This window comes from Micromonospora sp. NPDC001898, assembly GCF_042891255.1.
GTDB lineage: Bacteria > Actinomycetota > Actinomycetes > Mycobacteriales > Micromonosporaceae > Micromonospora.
This window is the reverse complement of record NZ_JBIATC010000005.1, coordinates 210,636-230,946: the sequence shown is the minus strand read 5'-3', so window position 1 is coordinate 230,946 and position 20,311 is coordinate 210,636. Positions and strand designations below refer to the sequence as shown.

The window sequence follows — 20,311 nt, the reverse complement described above, 5'->3', positions numbered from 1 at the left end:
AACCCTCAGCCTATCCCCGCAGCCCGGCCCCCACCCACTCCCGCGCCGTCCACCCACCCCCACGCCCGAGATCGCGCAAATTCACGGAACTGGTGGTGTCCAACCCCTCCCAAGGCCACGAATTCCGTGAACCTGCCCGACCTGGGGGCGTGTTGGACGGGGACGGGGACGGGGACGGGGACGGGGACGGGGACGGGGCGAGATCGTGCTCGATCCGGGAAATAGTGGGTTCCGGCCGCGAGTGAGGCCACCGTTTCCGTGATCGAGCACGATCTTGGCCTTTCCGGGAACGATCTTGACCGGCGGCCCCGGGGCGTGGTCCAGTCCGAGGCATGACGGGACAGTGGCGGGCGCGGTTCGACGCGGAGGTGACCTTCGCCAACGGCGGGAGCCTGCGGACGGAGGGGTTCCGGCTCGACATACCGGGGCAGGACGTCGGCGACGACGAGCTGGCCGCGCTGTTCGTCCGGCACCTCGGGCTGCTCATGGTGACCGAGGTGCGGATCCGAGAGAAGCAGGTCGTCGAGGAGCCGCACCGGGGCGGCCGGGGAACCGCTCCCCCGGCGCCGGGGGAGCGGCGGCTGGTCGAGCTGAGCCACGTGATCAGCGACGGCATGACCACGTTGCCCGGCTGGCCGACGCCCCGGGTCACCGAGTGGCTGACCCGGGAGGCGTCCCGGGCGAACTATGCCCAGGGCACGGAGTTCCAGGTCGCCCGGATCGACATGATCGCCAACACCGGCACGTACCTGGACACGCCCGCGCACCGGTGGGCCGACGGGTCCGACCTCACCGGCGTCCCGCTGGACCGCCTCGCCGACCTGCCGGGGATCGTGGTCCGGGTGCCCGCCGGCACCCGCGCGGTGGACCGCCTGCTGCTCGCCCCGTACGAGGTGGCGGGGCGGGCGGTGCTGCTGGACACCGGCTGGTCCGCGCACTTCGGCACCGACCGGTACGCGTCCCCGGACGCGCCGTACCTGACCGGGGACGGCGCGGCGTGGCTGGTCGAGGCGGGGGCGGCCCTCGTCGGCATCGACTCGATCAACATCGACGACATGAGCCCGGCAGCTCGGGGTGAGCGCCCGGCGCACAGTGGCCTGCTGGCGGCCGGGATCCCGATCGTGGAGCACCTGACCGGCTTGGGCGCGCTGCCCCCATCCGGCTTCCGGTTCACCGCCGCGCCACCGAGGGTGGCCGGGATGGGCACCTTCCCAGTCCGCGCGTTCGCCGTCCTCGACGCCTGACCACCACCCGCTTTCGAAATCAACGACAGATCCCGCACATCGAGGCCTCCCGCCGTGCAGCCACCCCGATGTCACGCATCCTGAGTTGACCCTGCCGCTGCCGAGCCGGCCGCCAGGCAGCCATCGCGCCGGAACCGAGACCCGCCAGCAACCGCCGGGAGGTGCGGGCGGGCGCACGCGACTGCGCCTGGTCGATCGGCCAGCGCTCGACGTGCTCGCCGGCTCCTCGTCCTTCACGTCGACGAGCTTGCCCTCCGCCTCGGTGAGCACCACCCACGGCCCGCCTAGCACTACCTGTCATGCCAGGCCAGTACCCCCAGCCGGTGCAGGTGGTTGAGGACGTTCGTGTTGTCGGAGTACCCGAAGTACGGCTTCGGGTTGGCCCGCGACCCGGTCGCCGGGCCGGGGCTTCGGCGGATAGCGCAGCGACTTCATGATCAGACGCTACCGGCGGCCCCGACCGCTTTTCGGCCCCGCCAGGAGCCCGGCGAAACGCCCCAAGCCGGGAATATCGCCCCTAGGCTGGCCACGTGGACGAGGAGCCGGACATCCCGGTGCGCGACTGGCTGCCCCGCGCCGCCGCCCTGCTGGTCGGCACGCTGGCGCTGGCCGCCGCGTTCATCGCCGCGTACGTGGGCGCGCTGCACCAGCCCACCCCCCGCGACCTGCCGGTCGGGGTGGTTGTCGGCGACCAGCACGCCGAGGCCGTCATGGCCGCCGTGCGCGGCCGGACCGACACGATCGAGCCCGTCGAGTACGGCGACGCCGAGGCCGCCGACGACGGGCTGACCGCCCGCGAGGTGTATGCGGTGCTCACCTCCACGCCCGAGGGCGGGCTGCGCCTGGCCACCGCCAGCGCCTCCGCGCCGGCCGCCACCGAGGTGGTCGAGCAGGTGCTCGGCCAGACCGCCCGACAGGCGAACCTGCCGCTCCAGGTCACCGACGAGGTGCCGGTCACTTCGAGCGACCCGCGCGGCCTCGTCCCGTTCTACCTCGCGGTCGGCTACGTGCTGGGCGGCTACCTCGCCTCCACCGCCCTGGGCCTGAAGACCGGCACCGCGCCCCGGAGCCTCGCCCGCGCCGGGCTGCGAATCGCCGCCCTCGCCGCGTACGCGGTGGTGCTCGGCGTGGTGGGCGCGCTGATCGTCGGGCCAGGGCTGGGCGTGTGGGACCACGACGTGCCGGTGGTCGCCGCGGTCGGGGCGTTGGCCGTCTTCGCCGCCGCGATGGTCGCCGCCGCGGTGCAGGGCTGGCTCGGGCTGCTCGGCACCGGGCTCGTCATCCTGCTGCTGGTGGTGCTCGGCAACCCCGGCTCCGGCGGCGTCTACGCACCGGAGTTCCTGCCCACCTGGCTGCGCGGGATGCACCTCTGGAACGTGCCCGGACTGACCACCGACCTGATCAAGTCGGCGGTCTACTTCGACCGCCGTTCGATGACCTGGCCGGTGGGCGGGCTGGTGCTCTGGGCGGCGCTCGGCGTCGTGGGATTGCTCACGGCCACGCTGGTACGCGGCCGGCGCGGGACCGCCCGACGGCCGGTCACCACCGCCCCCGCCAGCACGGATGCCCGATCCGCGGAGTGAGGGCAGCGGCGGCAGCCGGGCATCCCAGGGATGGGACGAGCAGGACCCCTTCCTCCCCGAGGGGTCGGCGCGGATACGATCCAGGAAGTCGGACAGCGCTGTCCTTCGTTCTCACGTAAGGAGCGCATCGTGACCGACCAGTACGACCACGACGGCCCCGACGCCGCACTGCGAGCCGACATCCGCCGCCTCGGCACGCTGCTCGGGCAGACCCTCGCCCGACAGGAGGGTCGCCCGCTGCTCGACCTGGTCGAGGAGATCCGCGCCCTGGTCCGCTCCGACGTCCCCACCGCCGCGCAGCGCCTCGGCGGGCTGGACGTGACCACCGGCACCAAGCTGGCCCGCGCCTTCTCCACCTACTTCCACCTGGCCAACATCACCGAGCAGGTGCACCGGGCCCGGGACCTGCGCCGCCGCCGGGCGGCGCAGGGCGGCTGGCTCGACCAGGCGGCCAAGATGATCGCCGAGCGCGGGGTGCCGGCCGAGGAGATCGCGGCGGCGGCCCGCCGGCTCGCGGTCCGGCCGGTGTTCACCGCCCACCCGACCGAGGCGGCCCGCCGGTCGATCCTGTCGAAGCTGCGGGCAATCGCCGACGAGCTGGACGCCGAGACCGCCAACGCGATCCTCTACGGGGCCAGCGACGAGGGGCCGGCGAACCGGCGCCTCGCCGAACTGCTGGACCTGATGTGGCAGACCGACGAGCTGCGGCTGGACCGGCCGGACCCGACCGACGAGGCCCGCAACGCCATCTACTACCTGCGCGACCTGTACGCCGAGGCCGCCCCGCAGGTGCTCGACGACCTCGCCGACACGCTGCGCACCCTCGGGGTGGAGACCGCGCCGACGTCCCGGCCGTTGACCTTCGGCACCTGGATCGGCGGCGACCGGGACGGCAACCCGTTCGTCACCCCGGCGGTCACCCGGGAGGTCCTGCAGATCCAGCACGAGCACGGCATCGCGGCCACCGAGGCGGCGATGGAGCACCTGATCAAAGAGGTGTCCGTCTCCCGTCGGCTGCGCGGGGTGTCGCTGGACCTCTCCGCCAGCCTCGCCGCCGACCTGGACGCGCTGCCCGAGGTGGCGGCCCGGTTCCGCCGGGTCAACGCCGAGGAGCCGTACCGGCTGAAGGCCCGGTGTGTGAAGGCGAAGCTGGCCAACACCCGGGAGCGGCTGCGCCGGGGCACCCCGCACGTGCCGGGCCGGGACTACCGGGGCTCCGCCGGGCTGATCGCCGACCTGGAGCTGCTGCGCGCCTCGCTGGCCCGCAACTCCGGCCAGCTCACCGCCGTCGGCCACCTCGCCTCCACGATCCGCACGGTGTCCGCGTTCGGGATGCACCTGGCGACCATGGACGTGCGGGAGCACGCCGAGAAGCACCACGAGGTGCTCACCCAGCTCTACGCGGCCGTCGGCGAGGTGTCCGACTACCCGTCGCTGAGCCGCCTGGAGCGGACCAAGCTCCTCGCCGAGGAGCTGACCGGCCGCCGGCCGCTGTCGACGCTCGACACCCCGCTGACCGAGAGCGCCCGCAAGACGTTCGCCGTGTTCGGCACGATCCGCGAGGCGCAGGACCGGTTCGGCTCCGAGGTCATCGAGTCGTACATCATCTCGATGACCCTCGGCGTGGACGACGTCCTCGCGGCGGTGGTGCTGGCCCGCGAGGCCGGGCTGGTGGACGTGCACAGCGGCCGGGCCCGGATCGGCATCGTGCCGCTGCTGGAGACCCCGGCGGAGCTGGACTCCGGCGGCGAGCTGCTGGACGAGCTGCTGTCGCTGCCCGCGTACCGGGCCCTGGTGACGGCCCGCGGCGACGTGCAGGAGGTGATGCTGGGCTACTCCGACTCGAACAAGGAGGCCGGCATCACCACCAGCCAGTGGTCGATCCACCGGGCCCAACGGGCGCTGCGCGACGTGGCCGCCCGGCACGGGGTGCACCTGCGGCTGTTCCACGGCCGGGGCGGCACCGTCGGGCGCGGCGGCGGCCCCACCCACGAGGCGATCCTGGCCCAGCCGTACGGCACCCTGGACGGCGCGATCAAGGTGACCGAGCAGGGCGAGGTCATCTCCGACAAGTACACCCTGCCGGCGCTGGCCCGGGAGAACCTGGAGCTGACCGTGGCCGCGGTGCTCCAGGCGACCCTGCTGCACACCGCGCCCCGGCAACCCGCCGAGATGCTGGAACGCTGGGACGCGTCGATGGACGTGGTCTCCCACGCGGCGTTCCGGTCGTACCGGTCGCTGGTGGAGGACCCGGACCTGCCGGAGTACTTCTGGGCGTCCACCCCGACCGAGCTGCTGGGCGCGCTGAACATCGGCTCCCGCCCGGCGAAGCGGCCCAACACCGGGGCCGGCCTGGCCGGGCTGCGGGCCATCCCGTGGGTGTTCGGCTGGACCCAGACCCGGCAGATCGTGCCCGGCTGGTTCGGGGTGGGTTCCGGGCTGGCGGCGGCGCGCGAGGCCGGCCTGGGGGACGTGCTCGCCGAGATGCACCGCAACTGGCACTTCTTCCGCACGTTCCTGTCGAACGTCGAGATGATGCTGACCAAGACCGACCTGAGCATCGCCCGCCGGTACGTCGAGACCCTGGTGCCCAAGAAGCTGCACCCGATCTTCAACAAGATCGAGCAGGAGTACGAGCTGACCAAGCAGGAGGTGCTGGCCGTCACCTCCTCGCCGGCCCTGCTGGAGAACTCGCCGGTGCTCCAGCGCACCCTCGCGGTGCGGGACACCTACCTGGAACCGCTGCACCACCTCCAGGTGGCGCTGCTGCGGCAGTACCGGGACTCGGGCGCGGCAGGCCGGGCCGTGGCCACCGCCCCGGGCGGCCGGCGCGCCCCCAACGACGGGACGGCCCTGGAGCGGGCCCTGCTGACCACGGTCAACGGCATCGCCGCCGGCATGCGCAACACCGGCTGAGACGTGAGAATGGTCCCCCGCCGGCGCATCTCGCCCGGTGGGGGACCTTCTTCACGCGTGCCCAGCGTCAGAAGTCGCCGCCCCCGAAATCGCCTCCGCCGAAGTCACCGCCGCCGAAGTCACCGCCGCCGAAATCGCCGCCCTGGTCGCCGCCGCCGAAATCGCCGCCCTGGTCCCCGCCGCCGTCGAAGCCCTCCTGGCCGCCGGCCTCGGCGCCGTACCCCGGGTCGGCGAACGCCGGGGAGAAGAGCGCGTCGGCGATCAGCATGCCGCCGAGCACCCCGGCGCCCGCGCCGAGCGCGGTCTTCCACCACGGCGTCGAGTACCAGCCGGCCGGCACCGGCCGACCCTGCATCCGGCCGCCCGGGTAGTAGTAGGGCGTGGCCCGGCCGGGCTGTGGGCCGGCCCGGAAGGTCTGCCCCTGCACGTTGACCTCGCGCTCCCGGGTGAGCTGGCCGGCACCCTGCGCGGAGGCCAGCGGCGGCAGCTCGGGGCCGGGGTCGATGCCCAGCGCGATCCGGGCCGCCCGGGCGTACGCCAGCCCTTCCAGGGCGGTCTCCCGCGCCAGCCGGTACTGGTGGACCGTGCGGGCCTGCTCGAGCTGGCCGCCCGCCGCGTTGTACCGCTCGCCGGCGTCGACCAGGGCCTGCCGCACCGCCGGGTCGTCGCCGTGCAGGTTCATCACCTGGCCACCGAGGCGTTCGTACCACCGCTGGGCGTCGGCGCGCGCGTCGGCCAGGCTGCGGGCCGCCCGGGCCGCGCTCTCCCGGCGCCACCAGAGGAGACCGCCGACGAGCAGCGCCGCGAGGATGACCACGAGCACAAGTTCCATGTCATCGAACGTACCCGGCGTCGTCACCTCGTACGCGTTTGGCAAGCTCTGGTGATGAGCTTCTCGACGCTGGCCGTGGTGGTGTTCTGCCTCACCTTCGGCTGCGCGCTGGGCTGGTTCGCCGCCCGGTCCCGGGCGGCAGCCGACATCGCCCGGCTGGAGGCCACCCTCGCCGCGACCCGGGAGGGCGAGGGGCGGCTGGAGCAGTCGATGCGGGCGCTCAGCTACGAGGCGACCGCCCAGTCCCAGGAGGCGGTGGCCCGGGCGGTCGCGCCGCTGCACGACACCCTCCGGCGCTATGAGCAGCGGGTCGCCGACCTGGAGCACGTCCGGGTCGACGCGTACGCCGAACTGCGCGAGCAGGTCCGCGCGATGAACACCGTCTCCGGCGAGCTGCGTACCGAGACCAAGCAGCTCGTGGCGGCGTTGCGCGCGCCCCAGGTGCGGGGCCGCTGGGGCGAGCACCAGCTCCGCCGGATCGTCGAGGCCGCCGGGATGCTGGAGCACTGCGACTTCAACGAGCAGGTCACCGCCGCCACCGACCACCAGGGGGTCCGCCCCGACCTGGTGGTCCGGCTGCACGGCGGACGCACCGTGGTGGTGGACGCGAAGGCGCCCTTCGACGCGTACCTGACCGCGATGGAGGCGCGCGACGAACGGGGCCGGAACACCCAGCTCGACGCGCACGCGAAACACCTGCGGGCACACGTCGACGCGCTGGCCGCGAAGTCCTACTGGGCCGCGTTCGACTCGACCCCCGAGTTCGTGGTGCTGTTCGTGCCGGCCGACCCGTTCCTCGACGTGGCGTTGCAGCGCGACCCGACGCTGCTGGAGCACGCGTTCGCCCGCGACGTGGTGCTGGCGACGCCGGCCACCCTGGTGGCGCTGCTGCGTACGGTGGCGTACTCGTGGCGGCAGGAGTCGCTGGCCCGCAACGCGGTCGCGGTGCACTCGCTGGCCCGCGAGCTGTACGGCCGGCTGTCCACCCTGGGCGACCACGTCGGCAAGCTCGGCGCGTCGCTCGGCGGGGCGGTGACGGCGTACAACCGGGCGGTCGGCTCGCTGGAGGCACGGGTGCTGGTCAGCGCCCGCAAGCTCGCCGAGCTGGGCGTGTCCGACCAGGAGCTGGCCGTCCCCGCGCAGGTCGAGGTGGCCCCCCGCCAGCCGCAGGCGCCGGAGCTGGCGGAGCCGACCTCGGCAGTGGCCGACCGGCACCGGGCGACGGAGCGCTAGCTGTCGCGGATCGTCACGTTGTTGCCGGCTCGAGGAGCTCCGCCTGGTGCGCTGCGGCCCACTGGGCCAGTTGCGCGAGTGGGCCGTTGGCAAACGACTCGCCCAGCGGCGACAGCTGATAGACGACGCCGCGACGCCCCGGCGCCCGGTCGTCGTTGCCCCGCCGGGTGATCAGGCCCCGCGCTCGCAGCCGTCGCAGCGCCTGCGTCAGGACCTTGTCGCTGATGCCCGCGATGCGTTCCAACAGGTCGTTGCGCCTCGTGGGGCCGGCGCGCAGTGCCGACAGGACGACGGGATCCCACGCGTGGTTAATCAGTTCGACTGCCGTGCGGACGTGACAGTCCGACACGAATGTCTGGCAGGTCCCGTCGATCATCCTCCCAGTGTCGCAGCGATCTCCTACCAGATGGTAGGAGCCGCCGTCCTAGCGTTCTCCAGGTCATCCCTCAGATCAAGGAGATCACCGTGAACGTGGGAATTTTGGGAACCGGAAACCTCGCCACAACGCTCGGCCGGGCATGGGCGGCGGCTGGCCACACGGTCGTGGTCACAGGGCGCAGTTCGGGAAACGCCAGCCGGGCCGCCGGCCAGATCGGCGACGCGGCTGAGGCTGTCGGACCCGCCGACTTCGCGGCACGGGTCGACGTGGTCGTGGTCGCGGTCGCATGGGATGGCCTGGAGGAGGCACTCTCCCTCGTCGGCGGGGCCGACGGCGCCCTGAGCGGCATGACGGTGATCGACTGCACCAACGCCGTCGACTACGCCACCGGGCAGCTCAAGCCGACGTCGGGCTCGGCCGCGGAACTCGTCGCCCGCATCGCGCGGGGCGCGCACGTGGTGAAGGCACTCCACCTGTTCGCCGGAGCGTCCTGGCCCTACGCGGGGCCGCAGGACTCGGCACCGGTCGTGGCGATCTGCGGCGACCAGCCCGGTGCGCTGGAACGTGCCGCAGCGCTGACCGCTGACCTTGGCGGACGGACTGCGGTGATCGGTGGGCTGACCAGTGCGCGCCAACTGGAGGAGGCCGCGGGATTCGTCATGCGTGTCGTGGCAGCGGGGTCGAACCCCAGGTTCGCCGTCCCCGATGTGGATCCGGCGTCCCTCGCCGCGGCCACGGCCAACTGACCGTCGGGGCGAATCGTCCTGGTCCGCGTTGACATCCAGCGTCACCGGCAGCCCGCCCCGCGTCGGGCGGGGGACGGGCTGCCGGGACGTCCCGTTCGGTCGGGTACGGGTCAGCCGCGGCGGGCGGACTCGACGACGAACGGGATGCCCTGCTGGCAGGTGGTCATCATGTCGGGCTTGGCCTGGCCGGTGACCGTGACCTTCGTGCCGGGTGTGAGCACGTCGGCGGGGCCTCCGACGAGCTGGTGGCCGTCCAGCAGCCGGCAGCCGGGCTCCACCCCGGCCTCGACGGTGCCCGTCAGCGTGGCCGCGCCGGGGCCCGGCGGGAGGCTCGGCCCCTGCGGGGTCTTGGTGGGCGCCGACGGGGGCGGCACGGCGGCGGTCGGGTCGGCCGGGTCCGTCGGTCCGGTGCTGGTCGCATCAGTCATCGGCGATCCTCCCGAGGGGCTGGGGGCGGGCGTGCCGTCACCGGCCCCCTGGCCGCCGCAGGCGCTCAGGGCGGCGCAGACGACCAGGGCGGCGAGGGCCATCCGAGGAGTCTTCATGCTTGTTCCGACGCGCCCGGACGACGATCCGTTCCGACGCCGGCCATGGGTTCGCCGCCGAGGGCGACGAACCGGCGCCGGACCGGACGGGTGAACCGCCGGGCAGGCCCGACCGTCAGGCGCGACGGCCGCCGGTCGACAGTCGGGCACCGCACGGCTGTCAGGCCCGGGTGGCCGCCGCGGCGGCCTTCATGTCCCGCTTGAGCTCCTGGGGCAGGGAGAAGATCAGCCGCTCGTTGGCGGTCACCACCTCGTCCACGTCGGTGAAGCCCCGCTCGGCGAGGTACGCCAGCACCTCCTGGACCAACTCGTCGGGGACGCTCGCGCCCGACGTCAGCCCCACGGTGCGGGCCTCGGTCAGCCAGGTGTCGTCGATCTCGTGCGCGAAGTCGACCAGGTGGCCGGCGCGGGCGCCGGCGTCCAGGGCGACCTCGACCAGCCGTACCGAGTTCGACGAGTTGCGCGAACCGACGACCAGCATCACGTCGCACTCGGGGGCGATCTCCTTGACCACGTGCTGCCGGTTGGAGGTGGCGTAGCAGATGTCGTCGCTGGGCGGCGACTGGAGCAGCGGCAGCCGGGCCTTGAGCCGGGCCACGGTCTCCAGGGTCTCGTCGACCGACAGCGTGGTCTGGGAGAGCCAGACCACCTTGCTCGGGTCGCGGACGGTGACCTTGTCGGCGTCGCCCGGGCCGTCGACGAGCTGGATGTGCGCGGGGGCCTCGCCTGCGGTGCCGACGACCTCCTCGTGCCCCTCGTGGCCGATCAGCAGGATGTCGTAGTCCTCGGCCGCGAACCGCTTCGCCTCCTGGTGGACCTTGGTCACCAGCGGGCAGGTCGCGTCGATCGCCTTGAGTGAGCGGACCTTCGCCTGCTCGTAGACCTCGGGGGCGACGCCGTGCGCGGAGAAGATCACGGTGGCGCCCTCCGGCACCTCCTCGTTCTCCTCCACGAAGATCGCGCCCTGGTCCTCCAGCGTGCGGACCACGTGCTTGTTGTGCACGATCTGCTTGCGCACGTAGATCGGGGCGCCGTAGAGCTTCAGCGCCTCCTCGACGGTCTGCACCGCCCGGTCGACGCCCGCGCAGTAGCCGCGGGGCTTGGCCAGGAGCACGCGCTTGCCGGTCTGGGGGGTCGCCTGAGCCTCGGTCACCCGCCCATCCTACGTGCCGGACCCGAGCCGGACGGCCGCTGCGATCCCCGCCACAGCCCCCGCCGACCGCCGGGCTGGTCCCCAGCCGTCGACCGGAGGCCGCGAGATCCGGGCCGCGAGACGCCCGGCCGGCGACGCGGGACCCGTGATCGTCAGGGGCGTCCGTAGGGTGAGGGGGTGAGTGCGGGTGAGAACGGGCGGAGCAGCTCCGAGGAGCCGTGGCCGGTGCGGGTGGTCAGCCAGAAGGTGGGGGCGTGGATCGCCCGACTCGGCTGGGTGTGGGTCGACGGGCAGGTGGCGCAGATCAGCCGGCGGCCCGGGGCCAGCACCGTCTTCCTCACCCTGCGGGACCCGGCGGCCGACCTGAGTCTGACCGTGACCACCAACCGGGACGTGCTCGACGCGGGCGCCCCCGAGCTGCGCGAGGGCGCCCGGGTGGTGCTGCACGCCAAGCCCGAGTTCTACGCGGCCCGGGGCACGCTGAGCCTGCGCGCCGACGAGATCCGTCAGGTGGGGCTCGGCGAGCTGCTGGCCCGGCTGGAGAAGCTGAAGAAGCTGCTGGCCGCCGAGGGGCTGTTCGACCGGGCCCGCAAGCGGCGGCTGCCGTTCCTGCCCGGGCGGGTCGGGTTGATCACCGGCCGCGCCTCCGCCGCCGAGCGGGACGTGCTGACCAACGCCCGTCGGCGCTGGCCGGCCGTGGAGTTCCGCACGGTCAACGTGGCCGTTCAGGGCGCGGGCGCCGTCACCCAGATCGTCGACGCGCTGCGGGTGCTCGACGCCGACCCGACCGTCGACGTGATCGTCATCGCCCGGGGTGGCGGCGGCATCGAGGACCTGCTCCCCTTCTCCGACGAGGCGCTGTGCCGGGCGGTGTTCGCCTGCCGTACGCCGGTGGTCAGCGCGATCGGCCACGAGGCGGACGCGCCGCTGGTCGACTACGTCGCCGACGTGCGGGCCTCGACGCCGACGGACGCGGCCAAGCGGGTGGTGCCCGACCTGGGCGAGGAACTGCGCCTGATCGGGCAGGCCCGGCACCGGCTGGAACGGGCCGTGCGCAACCTGGTCGACCGGGAGTCACACCGCCTGGACGGGCTGCGGTCCCGGCCGGTGCTGGCCCGGCCGCAGGTGATGGTGGAGCAGCGGGCCACCGAGGTCGCCGCGCTGCGCCAGCGGGCCGGGCGTTGCCTGGACCACCGCCTCGGCGCGGCCGGGGAGGAACTGCGGCACACCCTGGCCCGGCTGCGCGCCCTCTCCCCCGCCGCCACCCTCGACCGGGGCTACGCGATCGTCCAGCGGGCCGACGGCCACGTGGTCCGATCGGCCGGCGAGGTGGGCGGGGGCGACCCGCTGCGGGTACGCCTCGCCGAGGGCGAGCTGGCCGCGACGGTCGACGGTTGAGCGCGGGGCGAGTCGGCCGCGATGGTTGAGCGCGCGGGGCGAGCCGGCGGAGCGGGCTGGCGTGACGCGGGCGGGCCGACCGGGCGGCCCGGTACGGAACGGCGGAGCGCCCGGCGTGGCGGACGGACGGGGATGTGCTGGGATGGGACCGATGACTGACGAGAAGAACGCCGGGCCGGACGAGCGGCTCAGCTACGAGCAGGCCCGCGCCGAGCTGGCCTCGGTGGTGGAACGGCTGGAGACGGGCGGCACCTCGCTGGAGGAGTCGCTGGCGCTCTGGGAACGCGGCGAGAAGCTGGCCGAGATCTGCCAGCGCTGGCTCGACGGCGCGCGGGCCCGCATCGACGCGGCCCGTCAGCAGCAGCCGGACGCCTGACGGCGGGTGCGGGGCGGCAACGGCCGGCCCCGCACCCGCCCGAGCCTCAGCTGAACAGGTTGTACAGCTCGTTGGGAGCCTCGACGACCTGGGCCGCCGGCGGGCGCTGGGCGGCGCTCGCCGCACCGTAGTCGGCGTACGTGATCTTGATGTCCTGCGCCTTGTTCTGGCCGGACGCCGGGATCTGGATGACCAGCTCACTGAGCCGGCCCTGCGGGTCCAGCTTCGCCGTGAACGGCAGCGAACGGGCCTGCTGGCCGAGCGTCTTGATCAGCTCGGCGTTCAGCGAGCCGGCCTCGGCGGCCTTCGTCACGTCGATCGTGCCCGCGTACGCGCCCTCGCCGGTCTGCCGGACCTCGGTGACCCCCTGGGTCAGCACCTCGCTGCCCGCCGGGTCGACCTTGTCGAAGTCGAACGCCAGGTTGCGGTTGCCCTTGATCCGGGACTGGTCGAGGTGCTGGTACTTGCCGAGGTTGAGGTTCTGCACGCCGGGCAGCTTGGCCGCCTGGCCACCGAGGTCGAGCTTGACCCAGCTGTCCGGCTTGAGGTGCACCAGGTCCAGCTTCATCAGCACGTCCGAGGAGGCGTCGCCGATGGTCAGCTTCATCTCGGCGCTCTGGCTCGGCTCGTGCACCCGCCCCTCGGCGGTGGTGCCGACGCCGGCGATGGTGAACCGGAAGTTTCCGTTGCGGATCTCGTTGGTCGAGTTCAACAGGGCCTGCTTGGCGTCGCCCGTACCGGGCGAGGCGCTGCCCGGGGCGGCGCTGCCGGAAGCCGCGCTACCGGAAACCGCCGGGGACGCGGAGGACCCCGCCTCTCCGGTTCCGGTGCTGTTGCAGGCTGCCAGACCAGGGGTGAGCAGCGTCGCGGCGAAGACCGCTGCGCTGAAGCGACGAATGGTCACGTGAACCTCTCCAAGTGGGTCGTCCGGCCCGCGCAGGGCACCGGAGGCGTCACGCCGTAGCCCGAGCGCTGGCTCCGACGCACGAGTCCCGTCCGGCTGGCTGCGCCGACGAGGTCGCACACCTTCTGTTCCCTGTCGCCGCCTTCGGCAATCCCTGTCCGGTCCATCCGCCCCACCGGGGCGGCCCGGTGGCGAGGCGGCCCGCCCTAACGGACGGCGTCGGCGAGCCGGCGCAGCTCGTTCTCCCGAGCGTCGCCGACCACGATCACCGTACGGTCCGGTTCGAGCAGCACGAGGGCCTGCTCGTTGCCCCGGGCGGTGTAGCGCTGCCAACTGCGCCCGCCCAACTCGGTGGGGCCCTGGGGCTGCCCCTCGGCGGTCAGCTCGGCGGGCAACAGCTGCTCGGGAGGCACGCTGCTCTGCACGAGCTGGGCGCCCCGCCCCTCCGGGGTCAGGTAACCGATCCGCAGGCTGGAGCCGCCCTCCACGCCGCGGTAGCTGGCGCTGACCGTCTTCCAGTCGTCGCCGAGCCCGGTGGGCTGGCTCACCGGGAACGCGTTGGCCGCGCGGGCCTGCTCCAGCGCCGGGGCGGGGTCGACGGTGTTCGGCTGGTCGCCCCCGAGGAAGCCCCGGTAGAAGGCGAGCAGCAGGACGATGGGGACCAGCAGCACCAACAGCGAGATCGCCATGTCCTTCGGCGACCGCTCGGACCTGCTCTTCTCTTTGCCGGCTGCCGGTCGCCCCCCGGGCCGCCCCGGCGACACCGCCGGCCCGCTCGGGGACGGCGCGGACTGCTCGCCCGGCCCGGCCGGGCGGGTGGACGCCGGCTCGACGAGGGCCGGCGCCCCGGCCGGGGCCGGCGGGGTCGGCTCCGACGGAGCGGGCGTCGCAGGGGTCGGCTCGGCGGGGGTGCGCTCGGCGGGCTGTGCGGGATCCACCTCCCCATTCTTCCAGGCCCCGAGGAACGAGAAGCGGCCCACCACCACCGGCAGCCGGCGCGTTTCCCAGCCGGCGCGTTCCCCAGCCGGCCGGGTGAGCGGGAGTAACAGGGTGATCCGTCCCACCGACCGGTTGGCGGGAAGGTGGCCACCAGCGCCCCGACCCGGCGATAGGTTGACGATCGTGTGAGGATCAGCGACAAAACTGGCGGCGGCGACGACCGCGTGCCGCCGGTCCACCCCGCAACGTCGCGAGGAGGAAGCCGTCATGACGAGCACCAGGACGCGTACCCCCCAGGATCTGGACCGCAATCTCGCCCTCGACCTGGTCCGGGTCACCGAGGCGGCGGCGATGGCCGCCGGCCGGTGGGTCGGCCGGGGCGACAAGGAGGGCGGCGACGGGGCTGCCGTCGACGCCATGCGCAAGCTGATCAACTCGATCCCGATGCGGGGCGTCGTGGTGATCGGCGAGGGCGAGAAGGACAACGCCCCGATGCTCTTCAACGGCGAGGAGGTCGGCGACGGCACCGGCCCCGAGGTGGACGTCGCGGTCGACCCGGTCGACGGGACCACGCTGATGAGCAAGGGCATGCCGAACGCGCTCGCCGTGCTCGCGGTGGCCGAACGCGGGGCGATGTTCGACCCGAGTGCCGTCTTCTACATGGAGAAGCTGGCCGTCGGCCCGGCCTACGCCGACGTGGTCGACATCAACGCCGGGGTGGCCGACAACCTGCGCCGGATCGCCAAGGTCAAGGGCACCGACATCTCCGAGGTCACCGTCTGCGTGCTGGACCGCCCGCGCCACAACGACCTGGTCACCCAGATCCGCCGCGCCGGGGCCGGCATCAGGTTCATCTCCGACGGCGACATCGCCGGTGCCATCGCCGCCGCCCGCGACGAGTCGGACGTCGACGTGCTGATGGGCATCGGCGGAACTCCCGAGGGGATCATCGCCGCCTGCGCCCTCAAGTGCATGGGCGGGATGATGCAGGCCAAGCTCTGGCCGAGCGACTCCGCGGAGCGGGAGAAGGCGCTCGCCGCCGGGCACGACCTGGACCGGGTGCTCACCACCGACGAGCTGGTCACGGGCGACAACTGCTTCTTCGTGGCCACCGGGGTCACCTCCGGCGACCTGCTGCGCGGTGTGCGCTACCGGGCCGGCGGGGCGTACACGCAGTCGATCGTGATGCGCTCCAAGAGCGGCACGATCCGGGTGATCGACTCGTACCACCGGCTGGAGAAGCTGGCGCTGTACTCGGCGATCGACTTCGACGGTCGTCCGCTGGCCGAGCAGGAGTAACACCCCGACGTGGCCACGCTGCCGGGTGCGGCGCTCACCCTGGTCGCGGTGGTGATCGCCGCCCGCACCCGGCCCGCCACCGGTCAGGAGGGCTCCGGCTCAGCGCCGACGGTCACCGAGCGGCCTTCCGGTCGGCGGGCGGGGTGACGCCGCGCAGGGCCGCGACGGTCTCGGCGAGCGCGCGGTCCAGCGGGGTCGGCGCGAGGCCGAGCGTGGCGGTGGCCGCGGTCGAGTCGAGCAGGTACGGCCGGTCGAACTGGTAGGCGGTCTCCCGCAACTCCCGGGCGAACGGGTTGACCAGCCCGCCCAGCCAGAGCGCCGGGTACGGCAGCCGGGTGAGTCTCGGGGCAGGGGCGCCGGCCAGGACTGCGGCCCGGGTGGCCAACTCGCGGGCGGAGACCGCGGGCGGGCTGGGTACGTGCCAGGCCCGGCCCCAGGCGCGCTCGTCGGCGGCGACCGCCACCAGGGTACGGGCGACGTCGTCGACGTACGTCCAGGTGTGCGGGGCGTCGAAGTCGACGGGCAGCACCACCCGGCGGCCGGCGAGTACCCCGGGCAGCAGCATCATCGGCATCGAGGTGGCGCCGGCGCCCAGGTAGTCGGAGCCGCGCACCTCGGTCACCCGGACCCGGCCCGCGCGGTGGGCGGCCAGCGCCTCGGCCCACATCCGGTTGCGGACCCGCCCCTTCGTGCCGGGGGCCGCCGGCGGGGTCGCCTCGGTCATCGGGCCGTCGACCGGCCCGTACCCGTAGAGGTTGCCGACCGTGGCGAGCACGGCGTCGGCGCGCTCGGCGGCGGTGAGCAGCGCGGCGGCCAGCGGTGGCCAGTCGATCGGCCAGCGGTGGTACGCCGGGTTGGCGCAGTTGTAGAGGGCGACCGCGCCCTCGGCGAGGGCGGCGAGCCGGTCCGGGTCGGCGGCGTCGGCGGCGACCCGCTCGACGGTCGGGTGATCCGGGCCGGTCCCGCGCCGGGTGACCATCCGGACCCGCTCGCCGGCGGCCGTGAGGAGGCGGGCGGTGGCGGTGGCGACGGGCCCGCCGCCGACGATCACGTGCAGCGACATCACAGATCACCTTTCGAAGCATGAGTACGACTAGAGAGCACTGCTCTCGACGTGGCCCGCCCAGCATGCAGCCCCGCCCAGCCGCCCGTCAAGAGCAGTGCTCTCTGTTTTGATGGCCGCTCTCGGCTGTGGCAGAGTGAGGACCATGCCCGCCTCCTCGATCCGCGCCCGGGTCCGCGCCGAGATGCTCGATGAGATCAAGGCCGTCGCCCGCCGGCACCTCGCCAGCGACGGGGCGAACCTCAGCCTGCGGGCGGTGGCCCGGGACATGGGAATGGTGTCCTCGGCGATCTACCGCTACTTCCCGAGCCGGGACGACCTGCTCACCGCACTGATCATCGATGCGTACGACGCACTGGGGGCGGTGGTGGAGGCGGCCGACGCGGGCGCGGACCGGCTCGACCTGCGGGGGCGCTGGCACGCGGCGTGCCGGGCGGCCCGTGACTGGGCCCTGGCCCACCCCGCCGAGTACGCGCTGCTCTACGGCAGCCCGGTCCCCGGGTACGCCGCCCCGGCCGACACGGTGGGGCCGGCCCAGCGCCCACCGGCCATCCTGGTCGGCATCCTGCGCGACGGCATGGCCGCCGGGCGGCTCGCCGCCCCCGACCCGGGAGAGGTGCCCGAGCCGCTCCGGACGGACCTCGCGGAGGTCGCCGACGGCCTCGCCCCCGGGCTGCCTTCGGCGCTGCTCGCCCGGGGGATGGCCGGCTGGACCCAGCTCTTCGGGCTGATCAGCTTCGAGCTGTTCGGCCGGATCAACCGCGCGCTACCGCATCGCGACGCGTACTTCGACCACCAGACCGCCCTGATGGCCGACCTCATCGGCCTCCCCCGCTGACCCGACCCACCCACCGCCCCCGCTGACCCACCCCGCGATCTTGCACTTCGGGCCCCCGGTTCGACCCATTCTGCACCTTTTGTCCGGGCCTCAACTGCAAGATCGGCGCACGGATGAGGTGCGGCGCGGGCGGGGTGGGTGGGGTGGGGTGGGGTGGGATTGGGGTCAGGCGTCGGAGGAGTGGCCGGGGAAGAGGTGGGCCGACGGGTCGATCGCCACGGCGGCGTTGTTGACCGCGGTGGCCGCCTCGCCGAAGCCCGTGGCGATCAGCCGGACCTTGCCCGGGTACTCGGTGATGTCCCCGGCCGCGAACACCCGGGGCAGGTTGGTCGCCATCGCGCTGTCCACCACGATGTGCCGACGGTCCAGTCGCAGCCCCCACTCGGCGATCGGGCCCAGGTCTGCCGTGAAGCCGAGCGCGGCCACCACCGTGTCGACCGGCAGCGTCTCGGGCCTACCGCCCCGCACGGTGATCTCGGCACCGGTCACCGCGCTGTCCCCGTGCAGCCGGGTGACCTCGGCGTTGACGATGACCCGGACGGGCAGCTCCTGCACCCGGGCGACGGTGCCGGCGTGGGCCCGGAACCTCTCCCGCCGGTGCACCAGCGTCACCGAGCGGGCCAGCGGCTGCAACGCCAGCGCCCAGTCGAACGCCGAGTCGCCACCGCCGACGATCAGCACATCCCGGCCGGCCAGCGCGGCGGGCTCCGGCACGAAGTAGACGATCCCGGCGCCGGTGAAGCTGTCGGCCACCGGCAGCGGACGTGGGCTGAAGCTGCCCAGACCGCCGGTGACGATCACCGCGCCGCAGGAGAGCTGCTGGCCACCGGCGAGGCCGAGCACCGGCCGCCCCTCGGCAAGGGACAGCTTCTCGGCCCGGGTGCCGAGCAGGTACCGCGGGTGGAACGGGGCGGCCTGGGCGACCAGGTTGGCCACCAGGTCCCGACCCTTGACCGCCGGGAAGCCGGCCACATCGAGGATCAACTTCTCCGGGTACATCGCGGTGATCTGGCCACCTGCCTCGGGCAGCGCGTCGACCACCGCCACGGAGAGCCCCCGGAACCCGGCGTAGTACGCGGCGAAGAGCCCCGTCGGACCGGCACCGATCACTGCGACGTCCACCTCGGGCATGACGTACCGTCACTTTCCGCTCATGGATAAACGCGTGCTGGTGCCGACCGTAGGCCCGGCGCGGGAGCGGGGCAAGCACGTCCCACACCCGCGCGCCGCGCCCGGGTGGCAGGGGAAGGGGCCGCGTCAGGGCAGGGTGAGCGGGGAGTCCAGGTCGTACGGATCGGACTCGGCCCGGCGACGCCGGAACAGGATCGCGGCGACCGCGCCACCGACCAGCCCGAAGAGGTGGCCCTGCCAGGAGATCCGCTCATTGGTGGGGAGGATGCCCAGCAGTTGCCAGCCGTAGAGCAGACCGACCAGCAGCACCACGCCGAAGTTCCACCAGCTCCGTTCGACCACGCCTCGGGTGAGCAGGATGCCCAGGTAGCCGAAGATCACCCCGCTGGCCCCGACCACGACCGAGTTCGGCGAGCCGGTGAACCACACGCCCAGCCCGCTGACCAGCACCACGACCAGGGTGGACCAGAGGAAGCGCCGGAAGCCGGCAGCGAGCACGAACGTGCCGAGCAGGATCAGCGGCACGCTGTTGCTGTAGAGGTGGTTGAAGTCGGCGTGCAGGAACGGCGAGAAGAGCACCCCGTCCAGCCCGTCGATGCGGCGCGGGATGATGCCGCCGGCCAGGTCGAGGTCGATGCCGAGACCGGCGTCGAGGCCCTCGACCAGGAAGAGGACCGGCACGACGGCGCACATGGCGACGAAGGCGCGGCCGATCGAGGCGTAGAAGGCCTCGGTGCCGAAGCGTCGCGGGTCGCCACCCGGGGGTTCGCCGTGCAGGGTCACCCCCCAAGAGCTATCAGCAAACCCCGCCGACCGCCACCCGTGGGTGAAACCGGTCCCGACATGACAGCGGCGGGGGGTGCGAATTCCGCACCCCCCCCCGCCCCGATGCTCCGCCGGTCAGTACCAGCCGCTGCTCTGCGACTTGCGCCACGCGCCGCAGGGGTTGTCGTACCGGCCCTTGATGTAGCCGAGGCCCCACTTGATCTGGGTGGCCGGGTTGGTCTCCCAGTCACCGGCCACCGAGCCCATCTTGCTGCCCGGCAGCGACTGGGGGATGCCGTACGCGCCGGAGGAAGGGTTGCGGGCCTTGTGGTTCCAGCCGCTCTCCTTGGTCCAGAGCTTGTCCAGGCACGGGAACTGGTCGATGCCGAAGCCGGCGTCGAGCATCAGCGCGCAGCCGATCTTCCGGTTGCCGCCGTACTCGCCGCACGAGGCCGGGATCGGGCCGTCGTACGGCTTGCTCGCCTTGGTTGCCGCCGCCGCCTTCTCGGCGGCCTCCTTCTTCGCCGCCGCCTCGCGCTCCTTCTTGCGGGACGCCGCTGCGGCCTCGGCCTCGCGGGCCCGCTCGGCGGCCTCCTTCGCCGCCGCGGCGGCGCGCAGCTTGGCCTGGTACTCGGCGGCCCGCTGCTTGGCGGAGCTGATCCGGTGCTCGGCCTGCCGGTCGCGCTGGTAGTCGTACTCGGCCTGGTCGACCTGGAGGCCGACCTGCGCGGTCAGGCCCTGTTGCTGAGTTTCCCGGTCTTCGCCCAGATAGAAGCCGCCGGCAACGCCCACGGAGAGCAGTGCGACGGCGGCGGTACGGGCACCGAACCGGCTCCACAGCCGACTCACGAAGTGGTCCCTTCGTCGGGGGCAAGGACACGACGCGGCCCCGACCCGCGGAGGGGTCGACCCGCGTCGTGAGCGCCCCGACCCTGCCGGTCGCAGCCGGCGCACCCGGGTTCCTTCC

At 73.4% G+C, this 20,311-nt stretch carries 21 protein-coding genes; 10 read left to right on the top strand and 11 right to left on the bottom strand.

The window, feature by feature from the left end; genetic code table 11:
• Positions 1-332 precede the first annotated feature (332 nt).
• Positions 333-1,244 (top strand): cyclase family protein, encoded by a 912-nt coding sequence (locus tag ACFYZF_RS14150; RefSeq protein ID WP_387019846.1) that lies wholly within the window; start codon positions 333-335, stop codon positions 1,242-1,244.
• 290 nt (positions 1,245-1,534) lie between these two features.
• Here ACFYZF_RS14150 and ACFYZF_RS14145 read toward each other — a convergent pair whose 3' ends face one another.
• Positions 1,535-1,663 (bottom strand): LD-carboxypeptidase, encoded by a 129-nt coding sequence (locus ACFYZF_RS14145; RefSeq protein WP_387020409.1) that lies wholly within the window; start codon positions 1,661-1,663, stop codon positions 1,535-1,537.
• A 111-nt stretch (positions 1,664-1,774) separates the two neighbouring features.
• Here ACFYZF_RS14145 and ACFYZF_RS14140 point away from each other — a divergent pair, with 111 nt between their 5' ends.
• Together ACFYZF_RS14140 and ppc are read left to right on the top strand one after the other, a co-directional pair.
• On the top strand, positions 1,775-2,827 hold the full coding sequence (locus ACFYZF_RS14140; protein ID WP_387019843.1) for a hypothetical protein: 1,053 nt from the start codon (positions 1,775-1,777) through the stop codon (positions 2,825-2,827).
• A gap of 129 nt (positions 2,828-2,956) precedes the next feature.
• Positions 2,957-5,743, top strand: a complete 2,787-nt coding sequence (gene ppc / locus ACFYZF_RS14135; protein ID WP_387019840.1) for a phosphoenolpyruvate carboxylase — start codon at positions 2,957-2,959, stop codon at positions 5,741-5,743.
• Between the two features lie 67 nt (positions 5,744-5,810).
• On the opposite strand, the gene ACFYZF_RS14130 is transcribed toward ppc, so the two are convergent.
• Entirely contained in the window at positions 5,811-6,575 is a 765-nt protein-coding gene (locus ACFYZF_RS14130; RefSeq protein WP_387019837.1) for a hypothetical protein, read from the bottom strand.
• Between the two features lie 54 nt (positions 6,576-6,629).
• On the opposite strand from ACFYZF_RS14130, the gene ACFYZF_RS14125 reads away from it, so the two are divergent.
• Positions 6,630-7,808: a DNA recombination protein RmuC gene (locus ACFYZF_RS14125; RefSeq protein WP_387019834.1), complete on the top strand. Its 1,179-nt coding sequence runs from the start codon at positions 6,630-6,632 to the stop codon at positions 7,806-7,808.
• Between the two features lie 13 nt (positions 7,809-7,821).
• Here the strand turns inward: ACFYZF_RS14125 and ACFYZF_RS14120 are convergent, their stop codons facing one another.
• Positions 7,822-8,184, bottom strand: coding sequence for a winged helix-turn-helix transcriptional regulator (locus tag ACFYZF_RS14120; RefSeq protein WP_387019832.1), 363 nt, complete (start codon positions 8,182-8,184; stop codon positions 7,822-7,824).
• Between ACFYZF_RS14120 and ACFYZF_RS14115 the strand changes: the two genes are divergently transcribed.
• Positions 8,160-8,933 (top strand): NADPH-dependent F420 reductase, encoded by a 774-nt coding sequence (locus ACFYZF_RS14115; RefSeq protein WP_387019830.1) that lies wholly within the window; start codon positions 8,160-8,162, stop codon positions 8,931-8,933. The genes ACFYZF_RS14120 and ACFYZF_RS14115 overlap by 25 nt on opposite strands.
• 110 nt (positions 8,934-9,043) lie before the next feature.
• Here the strand turns inward: ACFYZF_RS14115 and ACFYZF_RS14110 are convergent, their stop codons facing one another.
• The gene (locus ACFYZF_RS14110; RefSeq protein ID WP_387019827.1) at positions 9,044-9,478 is read right to left on the bottom strand and encodes a hypothetical protein; all 435 of its coding nucleotides are present in this window, start codon (positions 9,476-9,478) and stop codon (positions 9,044-9,046) included.
• A gap of 160 nt (positions 9,479-9,638) precedes the next feature.
• Positions 9,639-10,631 carry a 4-hydroxy-3-methylbut-2-enyl diphosphate reductase gene (locus ACFYZF_RS14105; RefSeq protein WP_387019824.1) on the bottom strand — a complete coding sequence of 331 codons (993 nt, stop codon included), beginning with the start codon at positions 10,629-10,631 and terminating at the stop codon, positions 9,639-9,641.
• 177 nt (positions 10,632-10,808) lie between these two features.
• Here ACFYZF_RS14105 and xseA point away from each other — a divergent pair, with 177 nt between their 5' ends.
• Together xseA and ACFYZF_RS14095 are read left to right on the top strand one after the other, a co-directional pair.
• Positions 10,809-12,029: an exodeoxyribonuclease VII large subunit gene (xseA, locus tag ACFYZF_RS14100; protein WP_387019821.1), complete on the top strand. Its 1,221-nt coding sequence runs from the start codon at positions 10,809-10,811 to the stop codon at positions 12,027-12,029.
• A 151-nt stretch (positions 12,030-12,180) separates the two neighbouring features.
• Positions 12,181-12,405 carry an exodeoxyribonuclease VII small subunit gene (locus tag ACFYZF_RS14095; protein ID WP_387019818.1) on the top strand — a complete coding sequence of 75 codons (225 nt, stop codon included), beginning with the start codon at positions 12,181-12,183 and terminating at the stop codon, positions 12,403-12,405.
• Between the two features lie 46 nt (positions 12,406-12,451).
• On the opposite strand, the gene ACFYZF_RS14090 is transcribed toward ACFYZF_RS14095, so the two are convergent.
• Positions 12,452-13,309, bottom strand: coding sequence for a hypothetical protein (locus tag ACFYZF_RS14090; protein ID WP_387019816.1), 858 nt, complete (start codon positions 13,307-13,309; stop codon positions 12,452-12,454).
• A 206-nt stretch (positions 13,310-13,515) separates the two neighbouring features.
• Positions 13,516-14,247, bottom strand: a complete 732-nt coding sequence (locus ACFYZF_RS14085; protein ID WP_387019813.1) for a DUF4245 family protein — start codon at positions 14,245-14,247, stop codon at positions 13,516-13,518.
• Between the two features lie 268 nt (positions 14,248-14,515).
• On the opposite strand from ACFYZF_RS14085, the gene glpX reads away from it, so the two are divergent.
• Together glpX and ACFYZF_RS14075 are read left to right on the top strand one after the other, a co-directional pair.
• Entirely contained in the window at positions 14,516-15,547 is a 1,032-nt protein-coding gene (gene glpX / locus ACFYZF_RS14080) for a class II fructose-bisphosphatase (protein WP_387019810.1), read from the top strand.
• Positions 15,548-15,556: 9 nt separating this feature from the next.
• A complete protein-coding gene (locus ACFYZF_RS14075) occupies positions 15,557-15,694 on the top strand; it encodes a hypothetical protein (RefSeq protein ID WP_387019807.1) in 138 nt (45 codons plus the stop codon).
• On the opposite strand, the gene ACFYZF_RS14070 is transcribed toward ACFYZF_RS14075, so the two are convergent.
• Positions 15,660-16,610 carry an NAD-dependent epimerase/dehydratase family protein gene (locus ACFYZF_RS14070; protein ID WP_387019804.1) on the bottom strand — a complete coding sequence of 317 codons (951 nt, stop codon included), beginning with the start codon at positions 16,608-16,610 and terminating at the stop codon, positions 15,660-15,662. The genes ACFYZF_RS14075 and ACFYZF_RS14070 overlap by 35 nt on opposite strands.
• Positions 16,611-16,755: 145 nt before the next feature.
• Here ACFYZF_RS14070 and ACFYZF_RS14065 point away from each other — a divergent pair, with 145 nt between their 5' ends.
• A complete protein-coding gene (locus ACFYZF_RS14065; protein WP_387019803.1) occupies positions 16,756-17,448 on the top strand; it encodes a TetR/AcrR family transcriptional regulator in 693 nt (230 codons plus the stop codon).
• A 165-nt stretch (positions 17,449-17,613) separates the two neighbouring features.
• On the opposite strand, the gene ACFYZF_RS14060 is transcribed toward ACFYZF_RS14065, so the two are convergent.
• From ACFYZF_RS14060 to ACFYZF_RS14050, 3 genes are all read right to left on the bottom strand, one after another.
• Positions 17,614-18,579 carry an NAD(P)/FAD-dependent oxidoreductase gene (locus tag ACFYZF_RS14060; RefSeq protein ID WP_387019800.1) on the bottom strand — a complete coding sequence of 322 codons (966 nt, stop codon included), beginning with the start codon at positions 18,577-18,579 and terminating at the stop codon, positions 17,614-17,616.
• Between the two features lie 126 nt (positions 18,580-18,705).
• Positions 18,706-19,362: a rhomboid family intramembrane serine protease gene (locus ACFYZF_RS14055; protein ID WP_387019797.1), complete on the bottom strand. Its 657-nt coding sequence runs from the start codon at positions 19,360-19,362 to the stop codon at positions 18,706-18,708.
• 117 nt (positions 19,363-19,479) lie between these two features.
• Complete coding sequence (locus ACFYZF_RS14050) at positions 19,480-20,193, bottom strand: lytic transglycosylase domain-containing protein (RefSeq protein WP_387019795.1); 714 nt, start codon at positions 20,191-20,193, stop codon at positions 19,480-19,482.
• Between the last annotated feature and the right edge of the window lie 118 nt (positions 20,194-20,311).